The organism is Photorhabdus stackebrandtii (assembly GCF_011189495.1).
Taxonomy (GTDB): domain Bacteria; phylum Pseudomonadota; class Gammaproteobacteria; order Enterobacterales; family Enterobacteriaceae; genus Photorhabdus; species Photorhabdus khanii.
The window spans coordinates 24,769-38,288 of record NZ_PUJV01000010.1; the positions used below are offsets into that span (position 1 = coordinate 24,769).

The 13,520-nt window shown below is 37.7% G+C and carries 11 protein-coding genes; 9 read left to right on the top strand and 2 right to left on the bottom strand.

Translation table 11 applies throughout. The annotated features are described in order from the left end of the window. Positions 1 to 105 precede the first annotated feature (105 nt). Both C5470_RS10595 and C5470_RS10600 read right to left on the bottom strand, forming a co-directional pair. Positions 106 to 1,350 carry a cytochrome P450 gene (locus tag C5470_RS10595; protein ID WP_166288639.1) on the bottom strand — a complete coding sequence of 415 codons (1,245 nt, stop codon included), beginning with the start codon at positions 1,348 to 1,350 and terminating at the stop codon, positions 106 to 108. Positions 1,351 to 1,395: 45 nt separating this feature from the next. Next, entirely contained in the window at positions 1,396 to 1,611 is a 216-nt protein-coding gene (locus tag C5470_RS10600) for a DNA glycosylase family protein (protein WP_242687912.1), read from the bottom strand. 260 nt (positions 1,612 to 1,871) lie between these two features. Between C5470_RS10600 and C5470_RS10605 the strand changes: the two genes are divergently transcribed. From C5470_RS10605 to C5470_RS10645, 9 genes are all read left to right on the top strand, one after another. Then, positions 1,872 to 2,804 carry an alpha/beta hydrolase family protein gene (locus C5470_RS10605; protein ID WP_166288642.1) on the top strand — a complete coding sequence of 311 codons (933 nt, stop codon included), beginning with the start codon at positions 1,872 to 1,874 and terminating at the stop codon, positions 2,802 to 2,804. Positions 2,805 to 3,650: 846 nt separating this feature from the next. Further along, positions 3,651 to 3,953: a Cro/Cl family transcriptional regulator gene (locus tag C5470_RS10610; RefSeq protein ID WP_207626953.1), complete on the top strand. Its 303-nt coding sequence runs from the start codon at positions 3,651 to 3,653 to the stop codon at positions 3,951 to 3,953. 705 nt (positions 3,954 to 4,658) lie between these two features. After that, on the top strand, positions 4,659 to 4,949 hold the full coding sequence (locus C5470_RS10615; protein ID WP_166288645.1) for a hypothetical protein: 291 nt from the start codon (positions 4,659 to 4,661) through the stop codon (positions 4,947 to 4,949). A gap of 697 nt (positions 4,950 to 5,646) precedes the next feature. Next, the gene (locus C5470_RS10620; RefSeq protein ID WP_166288648.1) at positions 5,647 to 6,747 is read left to right on the top strand and encodes an amidinotransferase; all 1,101 of its coding nucleotides are present in this window, start codon (positions 5,647 to 5,649) and stop codon (positions 6,745 to 6,747) included. A 7-nt stretch (positions 6,748 to 6,754) separates the two neighbouring features. Further along, positions 6,755 to 7,714 (top strand): fatty acid desaturase family protein, encoded by a 960-nt coding sequence (locus C5470_RS10625; protein ID WP_242687914.1) that lies wholly within the window; start codon positions 6,755 to 6,757, stop codon positions 7,712 to 7,714. Positions 7,715 to 7,776: 62 nt separating this feature from the next. Beyond that, the gene (locus tag C5470_RS10630) at positions 7,777 to 8,643 is read left to right on the top strand and encodes a 2OG-Fe(II)-dependent halogenase WelO5 family protein (protein ID WP_207626954.1); all 867 of its coding nucleotides are present in this window, start codon (positions 7,777 to 7,779) and stop codon (positions 8,641 to 8,643) included. A gap of 328 nt (positions 8,644 to 8,971) precedes the next feature. Further along, entirely contained in the window at positions 8,972 to 9,853 is an 882-nt protein-coding gene (locus tag C5470_RS10635) for a DMT family transporter (RefSeq protein WP_166288651.1), read from the top strand. Positions 9,854 to 10,110: 257 nt separating this feature from the next. Then, entirely contained in the window at positions 10,111 to 11,706 is a 1,596-nt protein-coding gene (locus tag C5470_RS10640; RefSeq protein WP_166288900.1) for a serine hydrolase domain-containing protein, read from the top strand. A 142-nt stretch (positions 11,707 to 11,848) separates the two neighbouring features. Beyond that, positions 11,849 to 13,444, top strand: coding sequence for a serine hydrolase domain-containing protein (locus tag C5470_RS10645; RefSeq protein ID WP_166288654.1), 1,596 nt, complete (start codon positions 11,849 to 11,851; stop codon positions 13,442 to 13,444). The last annotated feature ends 76 nt before the right edge of the window (positions 13,445 to 13,520 follow it).

Genomic DNA, 13,520 nt, shown 5'->3' on the forward strand with positions numbered 1-13,520 from the left:
ATTTACTATCCCGTGATGAACGACGACTGATGCAAAACTCAAGATAATCACTGCACTCTGTAGATAGCTCCTGCCTATGGAGAACTCTATCTCAGATAATGAGATCTATCCTTTCAAATAGCCGAAAGACGTTGTCAGCGGCAGCACATCCAGTGCTCGCAACATCCGGTTATTTTGTTGCCACTGCCCTGGTGCGGCCATGACAAATGGCGGCAAAATACGTAGCATAGCTTCACATGTACTTTCCGCTTGAAATTGAGCCAGTAATTGCCCAATACACTGGTGTATACCAACACCAAATCCCAAATGTCGCTGACCGCCTTTTCTTCCCATAATAAAACGTCCTGGGTCATTGAATTGTTGCTCATCACGATTTGCTGCCCCGAGACAAAGTAAGACGCTATCCCCCTCTTTCAGTGTTCTACCGTGGAACGATAGAGGCTTAAGAACGCTACGGCGCGCCATTTGTAGAGGTGACTCATAGCGCATGGTTTCCTGAACGGCGAGTCGTATCAATGCTGGATCCTCACGGAGACGTTGTTGAAGGGCTGCATCCATTGCGACCTCCTGAATCAGGTTACCGATAAGCGCCTCGCCCGTTTCACTTCCGCCTATTACGAGCGTGATGCAATCTATGCTGAAGAAGTGCCTCAATGCATCGTGGTCTTGGTGATACCCTAATGAGAGGGCTGTAAAAAACGGCGATTCTCGGCCTGCAAAATGCATGTTCAATAACTGGTTGAAGAGATCATCTAATGTTTTCATTGCCTTCATCATCGATTGCAGGCTTGCAAATGTAATCGCACTGGGGTCCAACAATAGACGGATATTTTGCTTTTCTTGAGCGACGATCTCCTGCTGTTCACTTGTCAGGTTAAGCCAACGAGCAAAAGTGCGGGGCCAAATCAGATTGGCTAACTGCGCGATACCGTCAAATTGGTTGTTCCTCTTTAGCGCTTGAACAACCCGTATTATTTCCTCTTGAATCAGTTGCTTTAGTGATTGGTAGCATGTGCCGCTGAACAGTGACTGTAATGCCTTCCTATGCACATGGTGGGCATTTCCCTCCTTGAACAGTAAAGACCTCTGTAATAAGTCTTGTAGTGGTTGGTTTAGCATGATTTGTTGGCGCTGAAGCTCAGTCAGCACATGCTGTAGAATATCAGCGTTACCTAAGCGAGGTTCTTTCATCGCATAGCTGACATCCTGATAACGAGTGAGCACCCAAGTATGTCCAAGCCGCAAGATAGGCTGATGTTGTTGCATATGCTGATAGATTTGATACAAATTCTGAGAAAATGTTGGAGAAGCAGGGTTAAATCGTATCTTGTTTGCAGTTGCAATATTCATAAAAGTGCCTCTCTCTTCTGAGTTGAATGGTTATATCTATCATTATCAATACCCTGCACTTGACTCTTGCCGCCATAAATGTGCGGCTAACAGGGCTTTCCAGGGAGCGAAATTTGCCAGCCATTTTTCCGCTTGTTCCGCAGAAATTTTCTCATTTTGGTTGATGAGCCTCTGGATATTACGTCTTACTGTAACATCACCATGTAATGAACCGTTCAGGTAATTAAATCCCCGCAACAGGGCGTAATTAATGGTCCACATACCAATGCCTTTTATCGCCAGCAGATTGTGTGTTAATTGTTAAATATTCTGTTCACTATCAGAGAGTTCTAATGTTTTCTTTGCCTGAGTGCATTTATCGCTTTTCATTACTTATCCCCAGGAAGTTGGCGTTGTAGTAATTATAGTTAGGAATTAAGGTCAGAAAACTCTGAACCTTGCTTTCAAATTTTAAAAATTTTTCTGACGGGAACAATATTGCCAGTTTGTGGTCTTTAATATGTCAGCTAAAGGAGATATTAATGAAAGTATATGGTTTTAATTTACGACAGAGAATTTTGGCGTCTGTGCTGGTTTTTTTGTGTTGTATAAGCTCTGTTTACTCAGATACGCATAAACAGTTTTTCCGTCATGATGGTAGTGAAATAACTTACTACCTCAAGCAAAGAGGTGGAAAAAACTTATTGGTGCTAATACAAGGTTCTGATTGTAACAGTATCGCTAATAATAAATTTGTGAATGAGACATTCAGTGATATTTATCCAGATACTGATGTTTTGACGGTAGAGAAATATGGCATTAATGCCTCTCTCCCCTGGTCTGATGCGGTGGAACGTTCGGATTGTCCTAAGGCTTATATAAGATCAGATACGCCAGAACAGCGGGTTAAGGATTATATTCAAGTCATTGGTTATCTGAAGAATCAAGGTAAGTATAATAAGATCATTATCTTAGGGGGAAGTGAAGGGGCTATAGTCGCCAATTTAATTACATCACAAGTTAATTACATTGATAGAACGATTGCACTGAATGGTGGTGGCCGGTATTTCGCTGATGATGTTATTCATAGTATGAAGAGTGAGGTCCCACCAGAGCATATCAATGAGGCTATTAAGGGATTCAGAGCGTTCCAGAAAGAAATACGTACCGATAATCATGCTGGTGAGCTAGAAATGAGTAATCATGGTGCTAATTGGTGGAAAGTCTCGCTCGGTATTAATCAATATGACGTATTAAGTCAGACAAAAAGACCGATTTTGATTATTCAAACATTGAATGATAATTCCGTCAGTGTAAATGCAGTGTTGGAAATGGAAGAGCAATTAAATAAGGAAAATATTACCTTTTATCAATACCCGGGACTAAGCCATAGATTTAAAAATAGCGAGGGTGTTTTGCAAGTTACTCCTATTGTTGAAGACATCAGAAATTGGTTATCCAGGGTTTCTGGATAAGCGCTTGTGATTTAAATGGTGTTAATCAGGCCATTTTTCCATGTTAGGGAAGCCAAATTGGGTTCAGTAATAAATCGTGGTATAATCAACATTAATACCACGCTTTGGCCGTATTATCTCGGGATGGTAGTCGTTGTTAATACTATATTTATTTTGAGTCAAATAAATCTATTTTATGGCAGATAATTATATTTAATGAGAAAATTAAAGTAGATATAAATAACAAAATAGTCATTGATAGGCTGCAATCAATTTAATAATATAACAATTGCATGATCTTTATTTTATCTTCTTGTTATAATCACAGAATAAGATGTGATATATAATATTGCTAATAAAACATCATATGATTAATTGGCCGCTTGTAATTCCTATAAAATATAATGTTGAAATGTTATGAGCTATTTGTTGTTTTTGCGATGAATTTCTCGACTTTACCTTTTATATAGTAGGGGGAAATATCCGTGTTATTTCTCATTATTATTGGTATTTGCCATTATATTCGGTAGAAAAAATTACTGAAACATTATATTCATTTCACGGTGAAATGTTTTTTTATTTTTTCTTGGTAGTAAAATATTGATTTTAAATAATTAAATTTATTTTTGTATTTTATTGACAATACATTAATGGCATCTATAGTTATATGTATTAGATAAAGCGTTAATATGGCATCAAAAATGCTGTGTATATTATCTAAATGCTGGATAAATTCCTGATGGGCACTTATTTTCTAGTGAAAATGGTCACAATCTTATGTTGCAAAAATGAATAGCTTATTGTCTGTATCCTAAAGCCATATAAGTTATTTATCAATTAGTTACATTAAATTTTGGAGTTTATATCATGATTAAGAAAGATATTCTGTTACATGAAGAGCTGCTTGTAGATGATGAACTGAAAGTGGGTAAAGTAGAGAAGGTCTGGATTGATATTCTGTCACCCAGTTCAGTGATCGTTAGTCTGAATATTTTAGGTGTGGTTGAAGATTTTCATCTATTACTGGTTGATGGTGACAAAGATAAAGAGAAGGTTGTACTGCTCTATCTGTCTCTTTTACGTGTTCTTCATGAAAAATTAGATGTAAAAGTAAAAATCGCAAAAAGTAAGCTGATGAAGCTGAAATATATAGTAGGTGTAGAGATTTAATAAGTATTGATTAAATCTCTGAATGAGTGCGTGGAATTATAGATTCTGTAGAATAATTTAATTTGGTTTGAAGGATATAATCAGATAGAGCTGGTTTTAATCAAATCATAAATATGTTTTCTACTAAATGCACTTAGTCAAAGGCAGAATGGTCATATTATCGTTCTGCCTTTTTCTATTGGGATTTATCATTAGGGAATAATATAATAATATTTGGTGGATTCGTATAGTAAGTGCAACATAATTCCACGAACAATACACTGATTATAATTTCTATGATTTATTTTTTAACTCTGTGATTGTATCAATAATTTTATCTTTTTAAGGAGGATAATAAATATCCATATTATTATCATTTATATATGTAACTGTTAGATGTGGAAAAAGTTAATGATATATCAAAGTTTTAATATGAAAGATCTGCATTTCTATTTTTTGTGACAATGTAGACGTATTTTTAAATTAAGCTATCACTTTTATTTGACAACGTATGAATGGCATCTATAGTTATATGTGTTAGATAAAATATTCATGTGGTATTAAAAATACTAACTATTATATCTGACGCGTAGATGACCAATTAATGCATATTGATTTTGTAGTAGAAGTGCCCACTATCTTATATTTCTCAGATAAGCAGTTTGTTGTTTTGTATCTTGGGTAATATAAGTCTATTTATAAATTAATCATATTATGAGGTTTGATATGGATAAACATACACATACTATACAGGCTATATCTGATGGCGAGTATACCGATGTAATTACTCAAATTGTTAGTAAGCATGATAAAAAAAACCAAAGCATTGTTTTCAAATTTCTAGGTGCTGATTGTGTTCTGGCTAGTGACGTGACCGGTGATGATTATACTCGGGCTTTAATTCTTCTTATAAACGCTTATTATAATCAGGCGAATATAACACTTAGCATTACGTCTGCTGAGAATAAGAATTTCATCAAGAAAGTAGTAACTGACAATACAGGTCTTCGTCAATAAATAGTCTCTCCAAATACAGTATTATTATAAATAAAAATTAGACTCACTATTTTTCTGGTAGAAAATAGAGCTGATTTTATTTAAACCATAAATATGTTTTCTATTATATTAACTTAACCACAGGCAGAACGGTAATATTATCGTTCTGCCTTCCTCTATTGGAATTGATCATTAGAAAATAAAACAACAATATCCCATAAATAAATTCCACTTTATTTATCTACGGTAATGTTTTATAAGTAAATAATAATGTAGCAAACAATAACATGTGCTCTATTTCACAGTGCTTAAATCTAATACCTTTACAAATTTGAATGTCTATATATTATTGTGGGCAGGTAAATTTATAGCGTCAGTTTAGGTTTATAAAAGCACGGTGGAATTATAATGTTGTTGTCGTATATTATTGCAGTGATTTAATATTTCATAATGAAAAAATAAAATTTTTAACTGTGTATTACCGTTTTTAATAAAAAAATTATAATTTGTTTCTGGGTTTATTAAACCTGAAAAAATCATAGCCATTTAATTTTTCAAACTGTAGGGATGCGTAGAGCCATCATATTAATCATTACTCATATTTAAACTAAATTCTTTCTGAGAAGTCACCATTGATGGCGATAGGGTCGCAATTAATACAGTTGTTACAGTTGTTACAGTTTTAAGGCGACATAGTATTAAAATATCAGGAGACGACATGCTTGATTCAAATTTAATAGATCGTGATAGTAAAATTTCTTCCCCAGTTAATTCCTTTAACGAATGGGATCCTCTTGAAGAGGTGATCGTCGGTGTTGTTGATGGTGCCAGATTCCCTTCCTGGCATATGTCTTTGGAGCCTGTATTACCAGAAAATCAAGTTACGACTTTTCAACGGCATGCTGGCCGGTCATTTCCACAAGAGCAAATTGAAGCAGCTTCCAGGGAATTAGAAGAGTTTGTTCATATTCTTGAAAGCGAAGGGGTAACAGTACGTCGGCCAGAACCTCAGGATCAATCTCTGGTATTTGGTGCACCGGGCTGGAGCAGCACCGGGCTATATTGTGCAATGCCCCGTGATGTGCTGTTAGTTATTGGTGATGATATTATTGAATGCCCGCTGGCGTGGCGCTCCCGCTATTTTGAAACGGCGGCCTATAAGACTCTACTTAAAGATTATTTTAAACAGGGCGCGAAATGGAGCTCTGGGCCAAAGCCACAGTTGATCGATGAGCAATATAATTTTGAATGGGATCAACCTAATGGCAAGGATCGTGTTCCTCTTGCGGTGACCGAGTTTGAACCGACATTTGATGCTGCGGATTTTATCCGGTGTGGGCGCGATATCATTGCGCAAAAAAGCCATGTCACGAATGAATTTGGTATCGAGTGGCTTCGTCGTCATTTAGGTGATGATTATCGTATTCATGTTTTTGAATTTAATGATGATAGTCCTATGCACATTGATGCCACATTTGTTCCCATGGCGCCTGGGAAACTATTAATTAACCCGAAAAAGGTGTTAAAAGTTCCTGAGCTGTTTAAAGGATGGGATGTGCTGCATGCGCCTGAACCGGTTATTCCTGACAATCATCCTCTGTATATGACCAGTAAATGGATCAACATGAATATTCTGATGCTGGATGAGAAGCGGGTAATTGTTGAAAAGCAGGATGAACCCATGATCGCGGCGATGAAACGTTGGGGCTTTACGCCGATCCCATGTAATTTCAGGAACTTTAACTCCTTCGGTGGCTCCTTCCATTGTGCAACAGTGGATGTAAGGCGGCGCGGAAGTTTACAGTCTTATCTTGACTAGGAGAGTAATGATGGCTATCTGGAAATATTCCGCTTGGGATGCAGTCATGTTTGTATTAAGCATTTCGCATACGGTAGCCACGGTTACACTGGTCATGTATTGGGATCATTTCACTATTATGGGGTGGTTAGTCAACATTGTGCTTCTTACACTGATGACAACTTACAACATAATAGTGATATCGCATTTTTTCACCCATACTCCCTGGTTCGTTTCTCGTGTAATGAATGGGTTTGTGTCGATACTGAATTCAATGAATATTGGGCAGTCTGTACAGTCTTATCATCTGTCCCATGTTCGTAATCACCACAAATATAATAACGATCGGGGAGTAGGTGAAGGCGGGCCTTTGGATACCTCTTCTACCTTTATAAATGGCAAAGAAATTGGCGAGCATAGTACTCTTTGGAACTATTCTGTCCTTGGCGCAGCATCTACCTTTTATAATAGTTTTGTCCGCATGTGTTGGTCTCTATTTATCTGGCACAAACCACTTAGTAAAGCTGATAAAGGGTATGAAAAACTTCTTTCTAATACCAGAACCAGTAAAATTAAAGAGTTATGGCAATTGAGGTTAGATAGATTGTTTCAGGCGGTGTGGATTATTATCTTATTCACTCTGTCTTGGGAATGGGCTTTATTTTGTTATTTACCCTCTCTCTATTTTGCCTTTGTCCTGGTTAATATTCAAAACTACTACGAACATTATGGTGCACAGCCGGAGAACAGATTTGCAAACTCAGTGAGCTATTATGGACGTATCTATAATTTATTCATGTTTAATGATGGCTATCATCAAGAGCATCATATCTCAGGTGGCACCCACTGGAAGCTGTTACCTGATTTACGCAAGAAATATTCAACCCAGCTCGCTGCGCAGAAGAGGATTATTAGTCCCGTACCTGCGATATTAGGTTTTTTACATAGGCGTAGATCTCTGCTGCACAGATCTATAAGGCGAAAATAATCCCAGTTCATCACTACAGGTTTGCTAGATAGCCCGATCAATTTACTATTGGGGAGTCTGTTATGATACAAGAAGAATCCAGTATTAGAGGAACAAAGCTGGCAGAATCAGAATTTATTGTATACGAAACGTCGAACGATATATCAATGGATGCGGTTTCTGACCTTTTGGATGGTCACCTTGCGGCTTGTCGGGTTCGTCATTTTCTTCCACCAGAACAAAGAAAGAAAATAGTTGAAAATTTTTGGCGTTCTCCAGCTCGCACTCCCCGTTACGGCAAAGGTATTGATGGTGTTGAAGGGTATTTTATTGGGGCATCTCATATTGAAAAAGATACCCGTCAATATATAGAAGAAGCAGAAAATTTCCGTCCGGCAATTGATGAGATGTTTCAGGATACAATCAATCCAATGGATCATTTCATTGAGCAAGTAACTCATTTTAGTGGCAATGACTCACAGGTAATGCGTCCTGCTATGTATCATGGTGTTGCTGCGGGAAATGCAAAAATTGTGTATTGGAATAACTTCGGTGAATTCCTTTTATTACCTCATGATGATCTTGCGCAGTTGAGTGATCCACGCCAGAGTGATTTTGAGATCCAACAAATTAATCGTGTCATGGCGGTAAATTTTTACGCTGACGTTCCCCAAAATGGGGGGCAATTAAAAGTATGGAATATTCAACCCGATGATCAATCACGTAGTGCCCTTGGTTTAACTTACAGTGGTTTTCCATATCCATCTGAATTATTGGAAGATCATGCAAGTATGGTGATTAATATCGAGGCGGGAGATTTGGTATTGTTGAATGGGAATTTAGTCCATGCGGTATTGAATGGTAATGCTACCTCTTCACCGGAACGGCGTTTACTCGTGACCTGTTTTATGGGATTACAGCAAAATGGTGATCTTATTTGGTGGACATAGGTGTGTTCATGACGTTGAAAATTTCTCACAAATATTTGACCATAGCGGAATATGCATCTACATTTAAAAATGACTAATGTAAATGTTAAAGATACAGATTATGCCATTACTCGCATGCACACTGATTACGCTTACCTGGCTGGTATTAGCCGAAGCAAATGTGTGCATGCGTTTTACTTTTGTTTCTCCTGTTGCTGCTCCACCTCCTTTATTATCCATAACTGTGTAATATGTCGTCTCTGAGGGATGGTTAACATTCAACGTGTTGCCAGATTTGGCTGGCTGCGTTGGCTTGGGTACGTTAAATGTAAAACAGGTATGAATTCCTATGATTTCTAAAACTCAATGGATCTCTTATAGCTCGACCTTGCTTTTTGTCTTATTGTGGAGCAGTGGTGCGATTTTTTCTCGATGGGGACTTGATCACAGTACCGCATTTGCCATTCTCACGATGCGTTTTGCTATTGCGCTTATTTTTTTGATATTTCTGGGATTATTATTCAGGCGTAATAGCCATTGTTTGCCTGTACACGGCACACGCAAACAGATAGCCGGTACCGGTGTTTTATTAATTGGCGGCTATTCTATCTGTTATTTTTTTGCTTTGGATAACGGGATCACGCCTGGCGTTCTGGCTACCGTGATGGGAATTCAACCGATTATCACACTGCTGGTGATTGAACGCCGTTTTTCGATTGTACGTTTAGCGGGTTTATTATTAGCGTTATTGGGCTTGATATTAGTGGTGTATCAAAGCCTGGTGTTGTCCCGGTTTTCCTTTGCGGGTATTACTTTTGCCTTAGCAGCATTGGCTTGTATGAGCTCTGGCGCGATTTTACAGAAACGAATTCATCAAGCTCCTTCTGCGGTTTTACCTCTGCAATATAGTGTCAGTTTACTGCTTTGCTTGCTGTTTGTTCCTTTCCAGCCTTTTGAATTTCAACTGGTGCCTGGCTTTATTATTTCATTATTATGGCTTGGGTTAGTGATTTCAGTTGTCGCTCAACTATTACTTTACCGGCTTATTCAAAGTGGTAATTTGGTGAATGTAACAAGTCTATTTTATCTCGTTCCTGGTGTTACCGCCGTAATGGATTATTTATTTTTGGGAAATGCATTACCGGCTCTCAGTCTGCTGGGTATGGTCGCTATCTTGTCAGGACTTGTATTAGTCTTTCGTACAAAGAAAATAGTTTTTTCCACTAAATAAAGTTGTGTTGCCGGGTCGTAATTAGCCCGGCAACAGCCATCTCTTTGACTCGATTATCAGTTCCAAAATAATTGCTGGCATGAGTTCACTAATCTGGATGAGTGCCCGCAGTCACTTTATATTGCCCCTTATATATTAAATGATAATCGTTATTACTTGGATATTGCCTATTTCCGTCTTACAGTACTGACCGAATACGTAATCTAACAGACTGCATATATATGCTCTGTTTTTATAACTTTAAAATAAGGAAATTAATGATGGAACCGGCTATATCTACAGATAATATTAAATTATTTATCGATGAAATAAATAAATTGGTTGATATTGAAAATAAAAAAAAGGGTGGGGCCCTCGCGGTTGCTGTCACCCACGGAAATGAAACAATTTATCAGCGCTATATTGGGCAAGCTAGTCTTGAACATGCAGTAGCTGCACATTCCGGAACTAAATTCTATTTAGCAAGTGCTTCAAAGCAATTTACGGCTTTTTGCATTGCTTTGTTGGAAAAAGAGGAAAAGCTCTGCGTCAATGATAAGGTTAGACAATATTTGGATTATTTACCTACAGATTTCTCTGATATTACCATTGCACAGCTTATTCACCATATCAGTGGGTTACGGGATGAGCTTTTGCTTTATAGTTTGGCGGGTAAAAATGCAAACTTTGACCACCGGAATATTGATTTAGCGAAAAAGCTAATTCAGCGGCAACAAGTGCTTAACTTTACTCCGGGAGAATACCATCTGTATTGCAACACAGGCTATAATCTGCTGGGGGAAATAGTCAAAGTGGTTTCAGGTAAGTCACTGAGAGAATATGCCGAAGAAAATGTTTTTGCCCCATTAAAGATGAAAGATACCAGTATCAGTGATGATTCCTCCGATATTATCGTTGATCGGGCGATGGGTTATGCCTATAAAAAGGAGTCGAACCAGTGGATAAGAGATGATCTCAACGATTCGGTGGCTGGTGCAGGAGCAGTTTATTCTACGGTGAATGATTTATGTCGCTGGATGAGAGCGTTTTATTCGCCATCTATTGTTCAGGATCTACTGCCTCAGTTATCCCGTACACCACATTTAGCCAATGGCAATATTAGCAATTATGCTTACGGCCTTGTTATTGACCAACGTGAAGGACAAAAGGTAATACAACATAGTGGTAACTACGTTGGCTTTAGAGTTAATATTTACATGTTGCCTGATGCCAAATTGGGTATTGCTATTACTACCGCAATGAGTATTGATGTTGTTAAAATGGTTAATCAATGTCTTGATGTATTGTTTAATCCTGACGGTGCTAAACCAGAAAAACAGCCTTGTCGGACCAGTAATGTCGATATTACCGGTATTTTTAGAGGGGTGAAACCCTATCCTTATATTATTACCAAAGAAGATTCATATTTATTGGGTGATTTATTGAAAGAAGGTAACCCGATTGTCTTTAACCATGATGGTACATTTCAACAGGAGGGTGGTAAAGACAAATTCAGACCTATTATTAAAAACGATCGTGTTGTAGCACTGGAACAAACTGATGAAGATAGAAATACTTTTTATTTAGATAAGAAGATTGATGAAGGTAGTATCGATATTCAGCAGTTATCAGGGAGCTATTATAGCCACGAAACAGAGGCGATTCTTACTATCACAGCTTCTGGAGATGGAATTTATATTGATGGAATTATCTACCCAGGGAAAAAAGAAGCCTTACGGCGGGTTTACGGGAATTGTTATTTCTCTCCCAGTACTAAATTCGTTATTGATTTTGCATTAGATTCTAACACGAATAAACCTCACCTTTTTATCAGTAATTCACGTTGCTGGAGGATAGAATTTATCCCAGTTTAATTGGCATTGTTGCAAATTAAATAGGAATTGAGAGTGGTGTTTTTATGGCAGGATGGTGTGGATTTTATTGGGATCCTAAAGATATTATCTACCAGACTAGATTTATATGCTCTGTTTGTATAACCTTAGAATAAGGAAATTAATGATGGAATCTAATATATCTACAAATCATATTAAGTTTCTTCTCAAGAAAATAAATGAATTGGTTGATATTGAAAATAAGAAAAAGGGTGGAGCCCTTGCTGTTGCTATTACCCACGGCAATAAAACCATTTATGAACGTTATATCGGGAAAGCCAGCATTGAACACGCGGTCGCGGTACATCCCAGAACTAAATTCTATTTGGCGAGTGTTTCAAAACAATTCACCGCTTTTTGTATTGCTTTGCTGGAAAAAGAAGGAAAGCTTTCTGTCAATGATAAAGTAGGGCAATATTTAGATTATTTCCCTGCTGGTTTCTCTGATATTACCATTGCGCATCTTATTCATCATACCAGCGGGTTACGGGATGAGTTTTTGCTTTATAGCTTGGCGGGTAAAAACGCAGATTTTGATCACCGCCGTATTGAGTTGGTGAGGAAATTAGCTCAACGGCAACAAGCGCTTAATTTTACTCCTGGGGAATATTTTCTGTATAGTAATGCTGGCTATAATTTGCTGGCGGAAATAGTCAGAGTGGTTTCAGGTAAATCGCTGAGAGAATATGCCGAAGAAAATGTTTTCATCCCATTAAAGATGAAAGATACCTTTTTCTATGATGATGTCACCGGGATTATCGTTGATCGGGCAATGGGCTACGCCTATGATGAAAATTTAAACCGGTGGAAAAGAGATGATCTTAATGATGCAGTGGTTGGGGGTTCAGGGCTTCATTCTACAGTGAATGATTTATGTTGTTGGATGAGAGCGTTTTATTCGCCATCCATTGTTCAGGATCTATTACCTCTGTTATCCCGTATGCCAGATTTAACCAATGGCAATGGTAATAATTATGCTTACGGTTTTGTTATTGACCAGCGCGAAGGGCAAAATATAATACGGCACGGTGGTAGTTATGGTGGTTTCAAATCAGAAATTGGTATTTTGCCCGGTACTAAATTAGGTATTGTTGTGACCTCTGCAACGAATACTAATGCCTTTCAATTTATGCAACAGTGTATTGATGTATTATTTAATTCTGACGGCACTAAACCAGAAAAGCAGCCTTGCCGAATCAGTAATATTGATATTACGGGTATATTCAGAGGAATAGAACCTTACCCTTATATTATTACTAAAGAAGATTGCTATTTACTAGGTAATTTATTCGAAAAAGGTAATCCGATTATCTTTAACGCTGACGGTACATTCCAAGAGGAGGGAGGGGAAATCCGGTTTAGACCTATTATTGAAAATGACAGTGTGACTGCGTTGGAACAGATTAATGCAGATGGCAATGTTTTTTATTTAGATAAGATGATTGATGATGGTGGTGTCGATGTTCAGCTACTGTTAGGACGTTATTATAACCACGAAACAGAAGCGATTCTTACGGTCGTGGCTTCTGGTAATGAACTTTATATTGATGCGATTATTTCTCCTAAAAGTAAAGAGGTCTTACGGCGGGTTTACGGCAATAGTTATTTTTCTCCTGGCACTGAGCTTATTATTGATTTTGAGTTGGATCCTAATACGAATAAACCTCGTCTTTTTCTCAACGATAGTCGTTGTTGGAAGGTAGAATTCGTCGCAGTTTAATTGATATGGCTGAAAATAGCGTTTATCTGGCAGGATGGTGTGGATTCTATTGAGATCATAAAGATATTTTCTACCA